Origin of the sequence: Photobacterium sp. 1_MG-2023, from assembly GCF_030547945.1 — a bacterium.
Lineage (GTDB): Bacteria > Pseudomonadota > Gammaproteobacteria > Enterobacterales > Vibrionaceae > Photobacterium.
On sequence record NZ_JAUORR010000023.1, the window covers coordinates 30,501 to 47,424 of the forward strand.

A 16,924-nucleotide genomic window follows, 5' to 3' on the forward strand; every position below is an offset into this window, starting at 1 on the left:
AGGTTGACTCAAGTTATTTATCTTTGCCTACATGCAGAATAGCAAGGAAGGCTTCCTGCGGCAGTTCGACGTTGCCAATCTGCTTCATTCGCTTCTTGCCTTCTTTCTGTTTCTGCAGCAGTTTCTTCTTCCGGCTCACGTCACCGCCGTAACACTTGGCGATAACGTTCTTGCGCAGCTGTTTCACCGTTGCACGGGCAATGATGTGGTTCCCAATGGCCGCCTGAATTGCGATATCAAACATCTGACGAGGAATGAACTCTTTCATTTTCTCGACCAGATCACGGCCGCGGGACTGTGCATGATCTTTGTGGGTAATAATCGCCAGGGCATCAACACGATCGCCATTGAGCAGGATATCCACACGAACCATGTCTGATTCTTCATAGCGATGGAAACTATAGTCCAGAGACGCATAACCGCGAGAGGTTGATTTCAGACGGTCGAAGAAATCCAGAACGACTTCAGACATCGGAATATCGTAAGTCAGCGCAACCTGATTGCCGTGGTAGACCATATCTACCTGAGAACCACGTTTTTCCACACACAGGGTGATCACGTTCCCGAGGTATTCACTGGGAACCAGAATGTTACAGCGCGCAATCGGCTCACCGATGATTTCCACATCATTCACAGGTGGCAGTTTTGCAGGGCTGTCGACATACAGCAATTCGCCGTTGTTCTTCTTCACCTCATACACCACGGTTGGTGCTGTGGTGATCAGATCCAGATCGTATTCACGCTCCAGACGCTCCTGAATGATTTCCATATGCAGCATGCCAAGGAAACCACAACGGAAACCAAAGCCCAGTGCCGCAGAGTTTTCCGGCTCATAGAAGAGGGACGCATCGTTCAGGCTCAGCTTGCCCAGCGCATCACGGAAGTTCTCGTAATCGTCAGACGAAACCGGGAACAGACCCGCGTAAACCTGAGGCTTCACTTTCTTAAAGCCCGGCAGTGGCTTTTCACAACCATTTTTCGCCAGCGTCAGGGTATCGCCCACAGGGGCGCCCAGAATGTCTTTAATGCCACAGACCACCCAGCCAACTTCGCCGGTTCTCAGCACATCGGTATCCACCTGCTTGGGTGTAAAAATACCGATGCGATCAATGTTCCAGTTCAGACCTGTGCTCATGACCTTGATCTTATCGTTCTTTTTCAGAGAACCATTTTTGATCCGAACCAAAGACACAACACCCAGGTAATTATCAAACCAGGAATCAATGATCAGTGCTTGCGGTGGCGCATCCGGGTCACCTTCCGGCGCAGGGATAGAACGCACGATGTTTTCCAGCACCTCGTCTACGCCCAAGCCAGTTTTGGCGGAGCAGCGGGTGGCTTCCATCGCGTCGATACCAACGATCTCTTCGATTTCTTCGGCAACCCGATCCGGATCGGCTGCAGGCAGATCGATCTTGTTGAGGATCGGCACAACTTCCAGATCCATCTCAATCGCGGTATAACAGTTGGCCAGTGTCTGGGCTTCTACACCCTGGCCGGCGTCGACCACCAATAAGGCACCTTCACAGGCAGCCAGCGAGCGGGAAACTTCGTAGGAAAAATCCACGTGTCCCGGGGTGTCGATAAAGTTCAGTTGATAAGTTTCACCATCTTTTGCCGTGTAATTGAGCGTCACGCTCTGGGCCTTGATGGTGATACCACGTTCACGTTCCAGATCCATCGAGTCAAGTACTTGCGCAGCCATTTCACGATCGGAAAGGCCGCCGCAGACTTGAATCAGGCGGTCAGATAACGTCGACTTACCATGGTCGATATGTGCAATAATCGAAAAGTTACGAATGTGCTTCATGAATTGGCGTGACTAACTCGTGATTAAAAGGTGAATGGGATCTAACGATCAAGTTGGCCGATTCTACCGAATTTCAACGGCTGCTGCTATCTTTCGATAATGCATTTATCGTCAGGCCATCAGCAACAGGCTGTCCCAGTACCCGCAATAAGCTCGGCTGATAGTCTCCCTGGACTGATAAGTGTTTCGCGCGCCATTTCGCAATGCCGAGGCCAAACGCTCCGCCAGCCAGTGCGCAGGCAATCACGCCAAGCTCTCCACCGCCAGCCAGAATCACAAACCACCACTGGCCCAGCAAGGTTCCCAGCAGCATGCAAATCAGCGGCAGGACATAGACCAACAAAGCAGATTGCAGGACACTGCGCTCAGACAAACCGATTTCAACCCATTGCCCGACAGCAACCGAGTCTTGAAGATGCCGGGTGGAGACTTTCAGCAGATGCTGCCGCCCCGGCAACACTTTGCTGACCACGCCTGTGCCGCAGCTGTTCTGAGAAGCACAGGAACCACAACTGGTTTGTTGCTGACAACTGACTGTGATGTGATGCTTTTCAACCGCAACCACAGTCGCCAGTGACTGCATCATGGCTGACTGCCTCCATCAAAGGTGACTGATTCAGCAACGCGACGTGCGGTGGCTGGTGGGATATCCCCGACCACAGTCACCTCTTTATCATGTAACAACTGGCTGTGCAGGGTTCGTCGCCCTTGCCGTACCAATTGTTCGCGAACACTGAATCCATCCGCAGCAGCGACATAAATTGAGAAACTGAACAAGCCATCGGTATACATCTGACTCTCGACCGGACGCTCGGTCAGAATCAGCCGGTGCCGGTTATTCGCAATACTTTCAAACCCCTGAGGCAACCAATTGACTTGCCAGGACAGCTGTACCTGAGGTTGCGGGGGTAATTGAACCACTTCAGGCAACTGTACCGATTTAAGCGTTTCCAGCACGTCCCCGACTTTATCATTGACCACAAAGGAAACCGCACGGTATTGCTCCAGAGGTTCCCCGTCGCGGTCCAGTAAGTCAGCTCGCAGTACCAGATGCGTGCGGGTATCCATCCACAATAAATAGGAATACCGGGCCCCATCTTTCGGCGCAATCCGCACGACATCACAGGCCGTCCCCGCTTCCCGCGACCGTCCCATGGGAATGAAATCGTAGAATTGCGACAGTTCAGTTACATTATTTCGCATAATGGGCGGTAACGGCGCCACCATGCGATTACTGTCGATGGTGAACGGATCCAGACCCGGTTCGAAGTAGCTGACTTCTTTCCCGCGCTGAATCACTTCCCGCGGTGGCCCGCTGAGGTAAATCAGGTGTGCGTAAGTCTGACCATTTTCAATGGCATGGCGATAACGCAAAGGCTCGATGCTGTTTTTCTTAATGAGGATGTAAGACACCTCATAACTCAAGTGCCTGGTCGCATGATCCATTTCATGTAACAAAGCCTCTGCAGAAGTTGTCGTCTCTTCTTCCGCAGAGGCTTGCCAAGGCATCGCCAGGCTGACCAGTGTGAGTACACCGACCAGAACTTTTTTCATATCACCGCCACGAATCAGTGTGATCCCAACAGAGTTTTATCCAGTGTGCCGTCTTCTGCGTTCAGACGCAGTTGTAACTCATAATCCTGCAACATTGCGTTGATCCGACGCCGCTGCTCCATCAGCTGTGCTTCACTCGGAGAAGTTTCAGCACGGGTACGGACAGAATCGCGGGTCAGGCTCACAGGTTCAGCAGTGCCGGCAAAAGGTATGGTTTGCAAAACAGGCACATCCGATTTCACATCACTTGCGAAAGAGGCCTCTTCACCACCGTTATATTGTTGAACACCGACAATCACTGCCAAAGACACACCGGCTGCAACCGCAACCTGACCCATCTGGGTCAGCCAGGCTGGCATCGTCCGGCGCACTACCTGAGGCGCAGGCTGTTCTGCCTGAGGCAAAGACACCACATTCGAAGGCAAGGCTTCCTCAGCGGCCATGTCATGACCCAACTGATGGGCTGGTTCATGCTCAAGCGCCATTGCCACTTGACCGGCAATATCCCATTGCGGTTGCCCTGGAGCCTCGCCATGCATGACATCGCTGACCAGATGATAGGTCTGCCAGCTTTGTTGTGCATCTTCATCAACGAGTAACCGATTAATCGTACTCTGATCAACGTCTTCGCCATCTAGCAAAGCCGAAATTTTTTCTTTATCAGCCATCTTTGTCACCGTTTGGCCCAAATATTAGCGCTGCATCAGGGGAGCGATACGTTTTTCGACCGCTTCCCGAGCCCGGAAAATACGCGAACGTACCGTACCGACCGGACAGCCCATGACCTCAGCAATTTCTTCGTAACTTAATCCCTCAAGTTCACGGAGTGTAATTGCGGTCTTCAAATCATCCGGGAGGCTTTCTATGGTACCGAAGACCACCCGCTTCAATTCATCAGACAACATTTGGTTCTCAGGGTTCGATATTTCTTTTAGCGCACCGCCATTTTCATAATATTCTGCCTCTTCCGCATCTACATCTGTGGCAGGCGGCCGTCGACCCTGGGCAACTAAATGATTCTTCGCTGTGTTGACAGCAATTCGATACAGCCAAGTGTAAAACGCACTTTCCCCACGAAAAGACGGCAAGGCTCGGTATGCTTTAATAAAAGCTTCCTGTGCAACATCCGGCACATCACCGGAATTGCCGACATACCGGGCAATCAAGTTACAAACCTTATTCTGGTATTTCACAACCAGCAAATTAAAGGCTTGTTTGTCCCCTCGTTGTACTCGCTCTATCAGTACCTGGTCAGTTAACTGCTCGCTCATTCGAGCGTGTACTCCTCTGTCTGTGACAAGGTTATTATTCCTTGAGATCTCAAAAGATGCAGCCGTTTCGCCCATCAGAAATCCGAAGTTGCACTATAGACATAGAAGCCTAAAGAATAAATGACCTCAAAAAAAGCACAAAGTTCCCCCATCACCTTACTGGCACATCCGTGTCTGTGCAACTCTGTCCGTTCAGCGTGACAGATCATGACGTTGAAGCAAGCGAAAGTCTGCGATACACCAAAAAAGTCCCACCGAAACGGATTTTTGATAAGATAGCGCCCTTACCACAGGGATATGAGATCAATATGAAAGAGAACCGAGAACACAACTGCGACGTTCTGGTCATCGGTAGTGGCGCTGCCGGCCTTTCTCTGGCGCTGCGTCTTGCTCCGATGTGTCAAGTACTGGTCCTGAGCAAGGGACCGCGGAGTGAAGGCTCAACTTATTATGCCCAGGGCGGGATTGCAGCGGTCTTTGATGAAACCGACAGTGTGGACTCTCATGTTGAAGATACTCAGATTGCCGGTGCCCATTTATGCGATGAAGATGTGGTTCGCTTTATCGCTGAAAATGCCCGGGATTGTGTGCAATGGCTGATTGACAGCGGTGTGCCGTTTGATCAGGAAGATAACAGTACCGACGATCAACCCCGCTACCATCTGACCCGCGAAGGCGGTCACAGCCACCGCCGCATTTTACATGCCGCCGATGCAACCGGGATGGCGATGCAAATGTCGCTGCAGGACAATGTCCATAATCATCCGAATATTCAGGTTCTGGAGCGTCACAACGCGCTGGACTTGATTACCAGCCACAAACTGGGCGAGAAAGATCAGCCAAACCGAGTTTTGGGCGCCTACATCTGGAATCGTCAGCGTGAGTCTGTCGAAACCGTGCGCGCCAAGTTTGTGGTGCTGGCCACCGGTGGCGCTTCGAAAGTGTATCAATACACCTCGAACCCGGACGTCTCTTCCGGAGACGGCATTGCAATGGCCTGGCGGGCCGGATGCCGGGTGGCCAATCTGGAATTCAATCAGTTCCATCCGACCTGTCTGTTCCATCCGGAAGCCCGCAATTTTCTGCTGACCGAAGCCCTGCGTGGTGAAGGCGCTTACCTGCGTCGTCCGGATGGATCCCGCTTTATGCCGGACTTTGATGCGCGTGCCGAGCTGGCGCCCCGCGATGTGGTCGCCCGGGCCATCGACTATGAGATGAAACGCTTGGGTGCCGATTGCATGTATCTGGATATCAGCCATAAGCCGGCGGACTTCGTCACCAAACACTTCCCAACCATTTATGAGAAGCTGCTGACCTACGGTATCGATATTACAACGGATCCGATCCCCGTCGTGCCTGCTGCCCACTACACCTGTGGCGGCGTGATGGTCGACAAACAGGGCCAGACAGATCTCGCCGGGCTCTACGCCATTGGCGAAGTCAGCTATACAGGGCTGCACGGCGCCAACCGGATGGCGTCCAATTCCTTGCTGGAGTGTGTGGTTTACGCCTGGTCTGCGGCCAATCACATCAGTTCGCACATGGATAGCGTCGGACAACCGGCCGCATTACCGCTGTGGGATGAAAGTAAAGTGTCGAACTCCGATGAGGAAGTGGTAATTCAGCATAACTGGCATGAACTGCGGCTGTTTATGTGGGATTACGTCGGCATTGTTCGCACCACTAAACGACTGGAGCGCGCGATGCGCCGGATTCAGTTGTTGAAACAGGAAATTGACGAGTATTACAGTAATTTCCGGGTTTCCAACAACCTGCTGGAATTGCGGAATCTGGTTCAGGTTGCCGAACTGATGGTACGTTGCGCACTGGCCCGGAAAGAGAGCCGTGGCCTGCATTACACGCTGGATTATCCCGACATGCTGGAAACTTTGTCTCCAACAGTGCTTGACCCGAACAACCCGGAATAACCGGCCTGACACCACACAAAAACGGGATCCTACATGGCTCCCGTTTTTTAGCACACCTTGCACTCGCTACACCTGAAACGCCCGAATCGCCCCAGCCAATGTCGACGCCTGTTGAGACACAGACTGCGCGGCCTCCACATTCTCCTGTACGATGACCGCATTACGATTGGTCAAATCCCGGATGGAAACCACACGCTCCCCGATATCTTCAGAGACCTGACTCTGCTGTTCGACGGCTGCAGCAATCTGAGTGCTGGTGTCCAGAATCAACTGCATGTCTGCAATGATCGCGTTGATCTTCGCTTCAGCACTGTCTGCCTGAGTCACGCTGGCTTCCCCCTGAGTGCGGCAGTGCTCAATATGGCTGACCACCTGCTCTGTCTGCTGCTGCAGCGAACTGATAATCGCGGTGATTTCCTGAGTCGACTGCTGTGTCCGCACCGCCAGCGACCGCACTTCTTCAGCCACTACGGCAAAACCACGCCCCTGCTCCCCGGCTCGCGCCGCTTCTATCGCAGCATTGAGTGCCAGCAAATTGGTCTGTTCGGCAATATTTTTGATCACGTCGACCACAGAGCCAATGTTGTCCGACAAACCCGATAAGCTTGAAACTTCCTGACTGCTCTGCGCCAGCCCCGAAGACAATGCATGAATCCGGGCACGCGTTTCCACCACTTCCGCCAGCCCCTGAGAAGCCTCATCATGGCTGCGGGCCGTTTGTGTGGCCGCTTCCTGCGTGTTGTGAGCGACTTCTGAAATAGTCGCTCGCATCTGAATACTGGCCGCCGCAACAGAATCACTATCCGCTAGCTGTAAAACCAGTGCCTGCTCCGCATCCTGACTCCGATTCTGGAGCTGCAATGAGGCCGAGCCCAGTTCAGACACAGCTCGCTGAACATTATCCACCAACTGACGCAGACTGTTGAGTAAATAGTTAAAATGGCCGCCCATTTCTGCCAGTTCATCGCGACCTGAGGTATCCGCCAGCAACGTCAAATCATGACTGGTTGCGATTCGGTTCATCAGCTGACTTAAACGCTCAACCGGGTGCAGAATCGAAATACTGAGACGCCAGGTCAGGATCAGTAAGCCGACGATTATCCCTGTGACCAGTAAAACGGTGAGGCGATTAATTGTCGCCTGTACGGCAACCGCTTCTTTTTCCAACAGTTGCTGCATCTGAGAAAACTCTTCCTCCACCTGATTCGACTGGCTTCGAATTTGTCCTCTCAGGCCATCCTGATGACTCAAACCAATCTTTGTTTTCTGAGCGACCAGTTGTTCAAAGGCACGCTGAAAATGCTGAAAATCATCCCCATAAGCAATTGCCAAACGCCCGCCGTACAAAGCGGTATGCTGTTGAAATGCTTCCAGTAACGTTTTTTCATCGGTCGTGGCAAATAATTTAGCCGTCAAAACCAACTGATAGGCTTCCAGCGCCAACTCACCGTTCGATGCCTGAGTGATCAGTGCATCTCCATGCTGGTAAAGATTTCGGTATAAGCCTTCGGTTGGTTTCAGCCCCAGGATCTGAAATCCGTCAACGACCGCTTGCATTCCCCGTTGATAGCTGGCGATCTGTGACGGTAAAGTCTTTACCTGAGGCAGTTGAATCGAAACGACATCCAGCTCAGTCGTCAGAACGTCTAACTGACGTCCGAAAGCCTGAACATTCTGATTGAATGTGTTGAGGTATTTCACATCCATTCGTGCCAGAAAATCTTTTTCATTGCGTCGTAAATTCAGCAAAGTCACTTCCAGCTTATCAATTTGTCCCTTTGCCGATTCAATGGTGACAATCTGCTGATGGCTGTACAGATTGACACCGAGCAAAAGCAAAATTGCGGCGACAGACAGTGTGGCCAGCCCTAACAATTTATGCCTAACTTTCATGACATTTCATTCCCTTAAGAGATGTTTTTTTCAGGATGTTATTGGCTCTGGTGCAGAGCTTGTGATTATAAATTTCTTACAATGTAATTACACAGCATGAGCAGCAGACTCAAAAGCTGTCCTGGAAATTTCACGCAACAACAGCAGAAAAATGCGTCAAGAGTCGATCTTGGTTCCAATTTGCAAGGAAGAACACTCAGGCTGAGTGAGGTTTTTTATTGGTGGCGGCAGAACAGACTCAACAAACGAAAATCCTGATCTGTACAGCTATCCCGACTCACGCTTAACCGCAGTGTGTCGCCAGCAGAGTCAAGATCCAGAATGAGCAGATAAGGGGTCAGCAACCGAGCGTGAACCAGACGCCATCGGCGGCAATACCAGTCCACCTCCCGCTCGGTCAAGAGGATGAGCCGGCCGTGCTGTTGGCTGAGCCGATGACCTGCACGGATGTATTCGGGCAGCAAAAACTCCACTGCCAGGCAAAAAACAGGCAGCCAGTTCAGATCCGTCAGCGTTAAAAAGAAAAACAGGCTCGCCGCTGTCAGGTAGACCCCGGTTAAAGCGGCAAGCAAGAAATCAGAAGGGGAAAGCGTCAGGTTAGCGAAGCTTACTCTTGTTGTGGGCAACGATTTTGTCCACCATCGCGGCATGAGCCGGGTTACTGCTGTTCCCGTGCTCCATCAGCCAGTTAAACAGGTCGGGATCATCACAAGTCAGCAGAGAGACGAAATCCTGACGCTCCTGGGGGTTCAGTTCATCAAAGCACTCTTCAAAAAAGGGCATGATAATCACATCCAGTTCCAACATCCCGCGACGGCAGGCCCATCGAATTCGTGCTTTCTCATCAGTGCTGTTCATTTCCAACCTCTACTCCTGTTGGTGTCCGTGTGGCGGCAATACTACCAGCCTCCCCGGCTGTCCACCATCAACATCCGGCGGTGGTTCAGGAAAATGAGAGCTGGGCAAAATAATACCCGAGAAAACCACGCAACGATTGCGCTTGTGGCATGACAAATCTCAGTCGGGGCGATAACATAGTGGCCACTGAATGCCTTTCTGAGGGCTGCCCTGCCACCCTCGTTTCAACGATGGATACGACAATGAGTACCTGGTCTGATAATTTGCAATTCGACAATCTCTCCCTTGCCTCAGATGCCCCGATGCCTTCACTGGCGCTGATTGATCTCAGCCATTGGGGACTGGTCACTTTGGTCGGCCAAGACAGCGTTTCCTATCTGCAGGGACAAGTCACCTGCGATGTGGTGTCGCTGGCAAAGACAGAATCAACTCTCGGCGCCCATTGTGACGCGAAAGGAAAAATGCGCACCATTTTCCGCCTGTTCCACCATCGGGATGGTCTGGGCTGGCTTCAGCGCAAAAGCGTAATGGCGACACAGCTGCCGGAGCTGAAAAAGTACGCCATCTTTTCGAAAACAACAATTGAAGCCAGCAGTGATGTGTTACTGGGCCTGACCGGCACTCAAGCGGACACTGTCATCGATCAGCGCTTTGGCGGAGAAGGGGATGTTCGTGCCCTGCCATCCGGCACTGCGGTTCGGATTGATGCACAGCGCTGGCTGCTGGCCGTTGATGAAAACACGGCTCAGGACATTGCGGCGAGAGCTCAATCTAAAGCGGTGTTGTCTGATGATACATTATGGGATTTGTATGATATTCGCCAAGGCATCCCGAGAATTGACGCCAGTACTGAACTCGAGTTCATTCCACAGTCCATGAACCTGCAGGCACTGGGCGGGATCAGCTTCAAAAAAGGCTGCTATACCGGCCAGGAAACGGTTGCCCGGGCAAAATGGCGGGGGATTAACAAACGCGCCATGTATATCGTCTCTGGCCCGGCAGCAGACTGTCCGAAAGCCGGTGATGCGCTCGAGCGCAGTGTTGGCGAGAACTGGCGTAAGGGCGGCACCGTGATTGCCGGTTATCAGTTCTCGGATCAACAGGCCATTGCACTGGTGGTGCTGCCCAATGATCTGGATGAGGGCACCGCTTTTCGTCTGGCGACTGATCCTGATCACCTGTGGCAATACAATCCGCTGCCTTACAGCCTGGAAGACGAATCGGCGTGATGCTCGATACGCCCGTCACCCGGTTTTTACAGCAGGAAGGTATCCCCTTTCTGCTGTTACCGCACAATCAGCCAGCCCGCACCATAGAAGAAGCCGCGCAGGCTCGTGGCGTCTCGCCGGAATTGATGGTGAAATCCATTCTGCTGCGGGACATGGGTGGCTTACACGTACTGGCTTGTGTCCCCGGCACCCGGCAGGTCGATCCCAGGAAAGTCCGGGGGCTCTTTGGGTGTCGCCGCATGACTTGCGCAGATGCCATCGATGTTGAAGCCGTAACCGGCTTGAAGATCGGCACCGTCGCCCCTGTCGGCTTAAAACACCCCTTGCCTGTCATTTTTGATGAATCTCTCAAAGATTTTACTCGCGTGAACATCAGCAGCGGAAACCAAATGGCAGGCATTGAACTGGCTTTTGATGATTTAGCCGGGCTGTGTAAACCATGCTTTGGCGACATTTGCCGTTAACACTTTGCTTCCGTTCATGACCGCTGCACATCGAACCGCACCCAAAGCATAATTATGCACATTGCCTGAGAAAATTTTCAGTGGTCAGAGCAGTTTACTTCCTCAGCAGATCATCCTTTCTGAGGTGCGATCGCAGCCAAGCGAGTACAAAAAACAACCAAACCCCGTATTTCATTTTCATCGTCGAATGCGAACAACTACCCGCACCCCAATCACCATAAGACATTCAAAAAATTAAGGAAATACTAAAATAACACCAGTCTCAGATGCCATTTTCACCCTTCGGGTCACTGGCAATCCACACAGCACCTCAGAAGAAAATTCTATTCCAATCGAATAATGACAACATTATTCACATCAAGATCTCATTTTACTTCAATATTATGCTGTAAGTGTCACAAATATATCACGGTCTATTCCCTATAATGCCCGGCGTTCAAACACATTAAAAAAATAAACAAGGCAAGGTTGCTCTTCATTATGCGCATGTTTAAACAGTACATCCCAAAATTGGTCGCCAAGCACGTGAGCCGATTATTCAGCGGAAGAATATATATTGATGGCCGTGGGGGATATGAGTTTGATAATGGGCTGCTCAAAATCCCAACCCGCGCACAACAGCGCCATTACGATACGGTGAAAGAAGTGAACCAGGAAATTCGCCGGATGAAAGAAGCGGCATGATAGTGATGCAAAAGGCCGGTGTACCAACCGGCCTTATCATTCACGTAAGCTAGATCAGTCGTCTTCCTCGTTGGTAACCGCAATATAAGCTTCTGCATCAAGGAGTTCATCGAGCTCAGCTTCATCATCGGCTTTCAACTGAAACATCCAGCCATCCCCATAAGGATCACTGTTAACGAGTTCAGGTTCCATCTCCAGTTCTTCATTGATGGCAACCACTTCGCCGGACAAGGGCGCATAGACTTCAGAAACCGCCTTGACTGATTCTGCAGAGCCGCATGCATCTCCCAGACTATAAGTGCTGCCCACCTCAGGTAACTCGACAAACACCATGTCTCCCAGAAGTTGCTGTGCCTGATCACTGATGCCAACCGTATAAACTCCGCCGCCTTCCGCCCGGATCCATTCATGGGTATGCGCATATTTCAAATCAGATGGAGTATCAGCCATATATTTATCCTTTCCAAAGCGGTCCGGTATTCATCATGCCGGAGAAAGTTGACAGTCAGATATCATGAGAGGCACGCATCACCTCGCCCAACTGTTATTACTTTAGGAGAAAAAAATGAGAATGAAAGCTAAGAACCGCATAAAAAAACCGCCTGATAAATGGCGGTTTCTGACAAAAGCTTTATCTGCGGTGGGGGTGGCAAGCCGTCAGGCTTTCGCCAGCACCGGCAACTCGCCACTGAGGCCCAGTGCCCGGCGAATGAACTGATCTTTGACCCCAGGTGTATGATTCGCGAACAGGAGTCCCATATCCCGCAAGAGTTTCTTGGCTGGGTGTTGCCCTTCAAATAACTCCCTGAAGATTTGCATCGCAGCGATCATTTTTGCAGCCTCAGCTTTTCGCCAGCGCTCGAAATGGCGTAAGTGCTGACGGGCACCGATGTCTTTATCCTGTCGCCAAAGCTGGCTCAGGGTTTCGGCAAGGCTGGCCGCATCGAGAAGTCCCAGATTCACCCCCTGGCCTGCCAGCGGATGAATAGTATGTGCAGCATCACCCACCAGAACCACGCGATCACGAACAAAGTCTCGGGCATAGCGCATTTTCAGCGGGACCACCTGACGCTCGCTTTCCAGACGGCACATTCCCAGACGGCAATCGAACGCGGCGGTCAGCGCATGGCTGAAATCTTCCTGAGACAGTGACAGCAAAGATTCGGCTTTTTCAGGCGGGATTGACCAGACGATAGAGCACAAATCAGGCTCAGCCAGCGGCAGAAAAGCCAGCGGACCATCCGGAGTAAAAATCTGACGCGCCGTTTGCCCGTGCGGCTCCGCAGTGCGGATATTGGCAACCAACGCATGATGACCATAGTCCCAGTGCGTCAGCGGAATACTCAACTGTCGGCGGACCCAGGAGTTCGCACCATCTGCGCCGACGACCAGCTTGGCAGTTAAGTGCTGTCCGTTATCCAGACTCAGCCAGGCTTCTTGCTCTCCAAATGCCAGTTGCTGACATTGTACAGGTGCCATCACGGTAACATTAGATTGCTGCTGCACCTGCTCCAGCAACGATAACTGAATCACCCGGTTTTCGACAATATGGCCCAGATTAGGCTGCGCCAGAGATTCCGCATCAAACGAAATCTGTGCAAAACTGTCCTGTTCCCACACATCCATCTGCTGATAAGGACTGATTCGGCGCTCTTCCATTCCCGACCAGGCACCCACACGGCGTAAAATTCGCTCGCTGGCCCGACTCAGGGCTGAAACCCGAACATCCGGCAGCACCGACAATTCTGAATTGGGGAGGCGACCTTCAATCACAGCGATTCTGAGATCAGTTTCCGCCAGCGCTGCCGCCAGCGTTAACCCGACCATACCACCGCCGATAATGGCAACGTCTACACTTTGCATCATGCTTATCTGTCCACCTGTCCCATAGCCCGCTTCACCAGCGGGGATTTCAATGTTTCCATGGCATGCATGGCCATTAATCCGGCATTGCGTCCGACCACCATTGGCCAGTGTTCATTGGCGAACATCGTCACCAAGCCTGTGGTCATCTGGATGGTCGCCTGCTGATCGGGATCGCGACGCTGCCTGAATCGGCTCAATACAGCCGCCCCCCCGATATCCTGACCCTGCTGCGCACCGGCGATCACTTCTTCTGCCAGTGTCATCACATCACGCAGCCCCAGATTAAAGCCCTGGCCTGCAATGGGGTGTAAAGTCTGCGCAGCATTTCCGACCACGGCAACACGGTGAGAAATCCGCCGCTCAGCCTGACGCAGTGACAGCGGATAGACATACCGCTGCCCGGTTTTGGTCAGCTTACCCAACCGCCAGCCAAATGCCGACTGCAAGTTTGCTAAAAATTCTTCATCGCTCCAGCCCAGCACATCCTGCTGCTGTTCCGGGGGTAAACACCACACCAGCGAACTGCGTCCCTGGCTCATCGGCAATAAAGCCAGCGGGCCGGAAGGGGTGAAACGTTCAAATGCTTCCCCCTGATGGGGCAAAGCGCTCGAGACATTGGCAATGACCGCCACTTGACCAAAATCGGTTTCGCGGGACGTCATCCCAAGCAGCGAGCAACAGGTGGATGCACCGCCATCAGCCGCCACCAGCAGCCTCGCCTGACATGAATCACCCGTCGAGAGTTGCAATGTGACCCGATCGGAATTCCGTTCAATCGCGGTAATGTGTGCGGGACAAATCAGATCGATCTGATCACTTTGTGCCATTTGTTCATGGAAAACGGCGCCCGCATGGGCCAGTTCAATCACATAACCCAGGGCCTGCGTCCCATACTCATGGGCCGCTATTCGTGCCAAACCGGCATGGCCCCGATCCGACACATGAATCCGGGAAATCGCAGTGGCTTCAGATACCAGCGCAGACCAGAGTCCCAACTGGGACATCAACTTCACCGAGCCCAGCGACAACGCAATACTGCGGGCATCATAACCCGGATGACCGGACTGTGCCGGAGACACAGCTTCGACAACAGCAATACGTAACGTTCCCAGACTCAAGCGATCGAGCGCCAGTGCTAGACTGGCACCTGTCATTGCCCCACCGACAATGACCACATCATACTGATTCACCTTGTTTGACCTCATGGCAATCTGCAGATCAGTGCAACGTCGGTTTGTCGGTCTGTTCGCCCTGATGTTTAGCCACCAGTTCAAAAAAACAAGTCAACGCGCACATCCGAACATGTTCGATGACCTGCTCAAACAATGCCGCCTGCTCTTCCATATCGTCTTCTTCATCAATGCCCAGTTGTGCGATGTCCTGGAGATCGCCCAAAGCTTCCTGCACACTCGCCGGCAATTTTTCATGGTTGAGCCCCATCAGGCCCAGACCAGACAGAAAACAATTCACCCATTCGCTCAAGGCTTCAGCCCGATCCAGCAATGCCGCCTCATCGTCCGGCATCAGTAAACTGACTTCAAACCCGGTGCCTGCCAGCTCTTTGGCGGTCATTTCCACCAATGATTGCGTCATTGCTCTCGCTTCCCCCCCGAGCGACTCGCCATTGTTGGCATAATCGGCAATCGGGCCAATCCACTGCTCACCTGTCGCGGGTAATCCGCCACACAACATCCCGGTTAAGAGTCCGTGAAGTTCCGAGGGCGTGACCGCCAAAGACTGAATTTTCAGGGCTGCATCAACCGCTTCATAGGCCGGCAACTTTACTTCGCTCATGGGCTTTTCACCTTAATCAGTTGGTGTCAGATGGGTTTGTGTTATGCTACCACTAAGGCTGGTTTCAGGCTAACCTATTGCAGAAGACGGTGGATTCAGATTTCATTTTTGAAGCTTGCTTCCACGTGGCTGGCAGAAAAACAACCGAACTGATGAAGTTCTGTCTGGCTGACAGATTTCAACCTCACTGGCGAAGCCACGCGCTTGCATGTTAAATAGGCTTTTTCTATATTAGCCGCAGCTTTATCCAAGTCTCTTCAAGCGGCTGAGTTCAGCGAGATTTGCTTGGTTCAACACATATCAGTGACTGACACGGAAACAAGGCAGCTATGAACTCGCAGGCAGTTGAAATTGAAATTTTAGGCCGTACCATTAAAGTCAATTGTCCGGCAGGTCAGGAAGCCGCACTGCGTAGTGCAGCGGCAGATTTTGACGACCGGATCAATGAACTGGCAGAGCGCACTAAGATTTCGAATCCTGAGCAACTGCTGATGTTCACCGGCCTGAATCTGTGCAGTGAACTGCATAAAGAACGAAAAGATTTTAACAACAATGCCCAAACTCTGTCCGACCGGATCGGTCAATTGACAGAAAGCCTGAATGAGGCATTGCAAAATCAATCACAGCGTTGATAATGAATTGACCCTGGGGTGTGCGTCAGCGAATCGACGTCCCCGAGCCGATAAGCAAAAAACCAGGATCTGCTTTTATCAGCTACTGAGCATGCTCAGCACGACTGAGAAGCCTACGGTTGATGCTGCCGATCCACCTTGAACGTCTGGTTCAAGGGCAACAATTCGCAACGGCACCTTGGGGCACTCCCTTTTTATCCTGCTCATTTACCGGCAGTTCTCGTTCTGAGCGGGCAATGACAGGTAGCATGACATGGATGCACTCCACCACAGCGGACCGGCTACGCAGTCGACCCGACAGCAACTGCGACAGCAAATCCGGCTTCAACGTCAGGCTTTAACGCCTCATCAGCAAGAACAAGCAGGTAAAGCCGTTCTGGCCCGTTTCACTCAACTCAAAACGATTCGTGACGCCCGGCATATTGCGATTTACCTGAGTAATGATGGTGAGCTGGATACCGGCCCGCTGATTGACTGGCTCTGGCGTCAGGGAAAAGACGTCTACCTGCCGGTACTCCATCCGTTCAGCAAAGGACACCTGCTGTTTTTGCATTATCGCCCGGACAGTCCGATGCGATGCAACCGCTACGGCATTGCGGAACCCGCGCTGGATGTACGCCAGGTCAAGCCTGTCCATGAACTGGACATCGTCTGCACGCCTTTGGTGGCCTTTGACGATCAGGGACAACGACTGGGCATGGGCGGAGGATACTACGACCGCACTCTCAGCCAGTGGCATCAATTCGGTTTGGGTCCCCAGCCACTTGGACTGGCACACGACTGTCAGCAAGTCCGGCATTTACCGTCTGAAGCCTGGGATGTCCCGCTACCGGCAATTCTCACACCTTCCGCATACCATCATTGGTGAACATCCCGCCCCGGATCTTCAAACGGCGATCTCCATCAAGTTTTTGTCATGTCAGCCACAGCGCTCTCCGCTA

The 16,924-nt window shown here is 52.3% G+C and carries 18 protein-coding genes and 1 other RNA gene; 7 read left to right on the plus strand and 12 right to left on the minus strand.

The genetic code is table 11. The features are described from left to right. Positions 1–13: 13 nt before the first annotated feature. From lepA to rpoE, 5 genes are all read right to left on the minus strand, one after another. The gene (gene lepA, locus Q4579_RS17485; RefSeq protein WP_303565953.1) at positions 14–1,810 is read right to left on the minus strand and encodes a translation elongation factor 4; all 1,797 of its coding nucleotides are present in this window, start codon (positions 1,808–1,810) and stop codon (positions 14–16) included. A 73-nt stretch (positions 1,811–1,883) separates the two neighbouring features. Then, positions 1,884–2,396: a SoxR reducing system RseC family protein gene (locus tag Q4579_RS17490; RefSeq protein ID WP_303565955.1), complete on the minus strand. Its 513-nt coding sequence runs from the start codon at positions 2,394–2,396 to the stop codon at positions 1,884–1,886. Further along, positions 2,393–3,364 (minus strand): sigma-E factor regulatory protein RseB, encoded by a 972-nt coding sequence (gene rseB / locus Q4579_RS17495; RefSeq protein WP_303565956.1) that lies wholly within the window; start codon positions 3,362–3,364, stop codon positions 2,393–2,395. The genes Q4579_RS17490 and rseB overlap by 4 nt, the downstream gene beginning before the upstream one ends. A gap of 14 nt (positions 3,365–3,378) precedes the next feature. Then, entirely contained in the window at positions 3,379–4,032 is a 654-nt protein-coding gene (locus tag Q4579_RS17500; RefSeq protein ID WP_303565957.1) for an RseA family anti-sigma factor, read from the minus strand. Between the two features lie 24 nt (positions 4,033–4,056). Continuing rightward, entirely contained in the window at positions 4,057–4,635 is a 579-nt protein-coding gene (gene rpoE, locus Q4579_RS17505) for an RNA polymerase sigma factor RpoE (protein ID WP_211646231.1), read from the minus strand. Between the two features lie 308 nt (positions 4,636–4,943). On the opposite strand from rpoE, the gene nadB reads away from it, so the two are divergent. Continuing rightward, on the plus strand, positions 4,944–6,563 hold the full coding sequence (nadB, locus tag Q4579_RS17510) for an L-aspartate oxidase (protein WP_303565958.1): 1,620 nt from the start codon (positions 4,944–4,946) through the stop codon (positions 6,561–6,563). 66 nt (positions 6,564–6,629) lie between these two features. On the opposite strand, the gene Q4579_RS17515 is transcribed toward nadB, so the two are convergent. The 3 genes from Q4579_RS17515 to Q4579_RS17525 all read right to left on the minus strand — a co-directional run bounded on the left by Q4579_RS17515 (position 6,630) and on the right by Q4579_RS17525 (position 9,314). Beyond that, entirely contained in the window at positions 6,630–8,456 is a 1,827-nt protein-coding gene (locus tag Q4579_RS17515) for a methyl-accepting chemotaxis protein (protein WP_303565960.1), read from the minus strand. A gap of 215 nt (positions 8,457–8,671) precedes the next feature. Further along, on the minus strand, positions 8,672–9,082 hold the full coding sequence (locus Q4579_RS17520; RefSeq protein ID WP_303565962.1) for a protein YgfX: 411 nt from the start codon (positions 9,080–9,082) through the stop codon (positions 8,672–8,674). Continuing rightward, positions 9,054–9,314, minus strand: coding sequence for a succinate dehydrogenase assembly factor 2 (locus Q4579_RS17525; protein WP_303565964.1), 261 nt, complete (start codon positions 9,312–9,314; stop codon positions 9,054–9,056). Before Q4579_RS17525 ends, Q4579_RS17520 begins: the two co-directional genes overlap by 29 nt. Positions 9,315–9,556: 242 nt before the next feature. Between Q4579_RS17525 and ygfZ the strand changes: the two genes are divergently transcribed. From ygfZ to Q4579_RS17540, 3 genes are all read left to right on the plus strand, one after another. Further along, on the plus strand, positions 9,557–10,543 hold the full coding sequence (gene ygfZ, locus Q4579_RS17530) for a tRNA-modifying protein YgfZ (protein ID WP_303565965.1): 987 nt from the start codon (positions 9,557–9,559) through the stop codon (positions 10,541–10,543). After that, positions 10,534–11,007 carry an aminoacyl-tRNA deacylase gene (locus Q4579_RS17535; protein ID WP_303566011.1) on the plus strand — a complete coding sequence of 158 codons (474 nt, stop codon included), beginning with the start codon at positions 10,534–10,536 and terminating at the stop codon, positions 11,005–11,007. The genes ygfZ and Q4579_RS17535 overlap by 10 nt, the downstream gene beginning before the upstream one ends. A 480-nt stretch (positions 11,008–11,487) precedes the next feature. Next, entirely contained in the window at positions 11,488–11,691 is a 204-nt protein-coding gene (locus Q4579_RS17540) for a DUF1107 domain-containing protein (protein ID WP_211646237.1), read from the plus strand. Between the two features lie 54 nt (positions 11,692–11,745). On the opposite strand, the gene gcvH is transcribed toward Q4579_RS17540, so the two are convergent. The 4 genes from gcvH to Q4579_RS17560 form a co-directional block, all read right to left on the minus strand. Further along, positions 11,746–12,141 (minus strand): glycine cleavage system protein GcvH, encoded by a 396-nt coding sequence (gene gcvH, locus Q4579_RS17545; RefSeq protein ID WP_303565966.1) that lies wholly within the window; start codon positions 12,139–12,141, stop codon positions 11,746–11,748. A gap of 207 nt (positions 12,142–12,348) precedes the next feature. Beyond that, positions 12,349–13,557 carry an FAD-dependent 2-octaprenylphenol hydroxylase gene (locus Q4579_RS17550; RefSeq protein WP_303565967.1) on the minus strand — a complete coding sequence of 403 codons (1,209 nt, stop codon included), beginning with the start codon at positions 13,555–13,557 and terminating at the stop codon, positions 12,349–12,351. A 2-nt stretch (positions 13,558–13,559) separates the two neighbouring features. Next, positions 13,560–14,762: a 2-octaprenyl-6-methoxyphenyl hydroxylase gene (ubiH, locus tag Q4579_RS17555; protein ID WP_303565968.1), complete on the minus strand. Its 1,203-nt coding sequence runs from the start codon at positions 14,760–14,762 to the stop codon at positions 13,560–13,562. 13 nt (positions 14,763–14,775) lie between these two features. After that, positions 14,776–15,351 carry a YecA family protein gene (locus Q4579_RS17560; RefSeq protein WP_303565969.1) on the minus strand — a complete coding sequence of 192 codons (576 nt, stop codon included), beginning with the start codon at positions 15,349–15,351 and terminating at the stop codon, positions 14,776–14,778. A gap of 329 nt (positions 15,352–15,680) precedes the next feature. On the opposite strand from Q4579_RS17560, the gene Q4579_RS17565 reads away from it, so the two are divergent. The 3 genes from Q4579_RS17565 to Q4579_RS17575 all read left to right on the plus strand — a co-directional run bounded on the left by Q4579_RS17565 (position 15,681) and on the right by Q4579_RS17575 (position 16,851). Then, positions 15,681–15,983 carry a cell division protein ZapA gene (locus Q4579_RS17565; RefSeq protein WP_303565970.1) on the plus strand — a complete coding sequence of 101 codons (303 nt, stop codon included), beginning with the start codon at positions 15,681–15,683 and terminating at the stop codon, positions 15,981–15,983. 7 nt (positions 15,984–15,990) lie between these two features. Continuing rightward, a non-coding RNA gene (gene ssrS / locus Q4579_RS17570) (6S RNA) lies at positions 15,991–16,172 on the plus strand. A 64-nt stretch (positions 16,173–16,236) separates the two neighbouring features. Beyond that, a complete protein-coding gene (locus Q4579_RS17575) occupies positions 16,237–16,851 on the plus strand; it encodes a 5-formyltetrahydrofolate cyclo-ligase (RefSeq protein ID WP_303565972.1) in 615 nt (204 codons plus the stop codon). The last annotated feature ends 73 nt before the right edge of the window (positions 16,852–16,924 follow it).

Excerpts from the sequence above, each read along its gene's own strand:
- lepA (WP_303565953.1), bottom strand. The coding sequence starts at position 1,810 with ATGAAGCACATTCGTAACTTTTCGATTATTGCACATATCGACCATGGT.
- rseB (WP_303565956.1), bottom strand. The coding sequence starts at position 3,364 with ATGAAAAAAGTTCTGGTCGGTGTACTCACACTGGTCAGCCTGGCGATG.
- nadB (WP_303565958.1), top strand. The coding sequence starts at position 4,944 with ATGAAAGAGAACCGAGAACACAACTGCGACGTTCTGGTCATCGGTAGT.
- Q4579_RS17560 (WP_303565969.1), bottom strand. The coding sequence starts at position 15,351 with ATGAGCGAAGTAAAGTTGCCGGCCTATGAAGCGGTTGATGCAGCCCTG.
- Q4579_RS17540 (WP_211646237.1), top strand. The coding sequence starts at position 11,488 with ATGCGCATGTTTAAACAGTACATCCCAAAATTGGTCGCCAAGCACGTG.
- Q4579_RS17565 (WP_303565970.1), top strand. The coding sequence starts at position 15,681 with ATGAACTCGCAGGCAGTTGAAATTGAAATTTTAGGCCGTACCATTAAA.
- Q4579_RS17500 (WP_303565957.1), bottom strand. The coding sequence starts at position 4,032 with ATGGCTGATAAAGAAAAAATTTCGGCTTTGCTAGATGGCGAAGACGTT.
- Q4579_RS17575 (WP_303565972.1), top strand. The coding sequence starts at position 16,237 with ATGGATGCACTCCACCACAGCGGACCGGCTACGCAGTCGACCCGACAG.
- Q4579_RS17525 (WP_303565964.1), bottom strand. The coding sequence starts at position 9,314 with ATGAACAGCACTGATGAGAAAGCACGAATTCGATGGGCCTGCCGTCGC.
- rpoE (WP_211646231.1), bottom strand. The coding sequence starts at position 4,635 with ATGAGCGAGCAGTTAACTGACCAGGTACTGATAGAGCGAGTACAACGA.
- Q4579_RS17490 (WP_303565955.1), bottom strand. The coding sequence starts at position 2,396 with ATGATGCAGTCACTGGCGACTGTGGTTGCGGTTGAAAAGCATCACATC.
- ygfZ (WP_303565965.1), top strand. The coding sequence starts at position 9,557 with ATGAGTACCTGGTCTGATAATTTGCAATTCGACAATCTCTCCCTTGCC.
- gcvH (WP_303565966.1), bottom strand. The coding sequence starts at position 12,141 with ATGGCTGATACTCCATCTGATTTGAAATATGCGCATACCCATGAATGG.
- Q4579_RS17550 (WP_303565967.1), bottom strand. The coding sequence starts at position 13,557 with ATGATGCAAAGTGTAGACGTTGCCATTATCGGCGGTGGTATGGTCGGG.
- ubiH (WP_303565968.1), bottom strand. The coding sequence starts at position 14,762 with ATGAGGTCAAACAAGGTGAATCAGTATGATGTGGTCATTGTCGGTGGG.
- Q4579_RS17515 (WP_303565960.1), bottom strand. The coding sequence starts at position 8,456 with ATGAAAGTTAGGCATAAATTGTTAGGGCTGGCCACACTGTCTGTCGCC.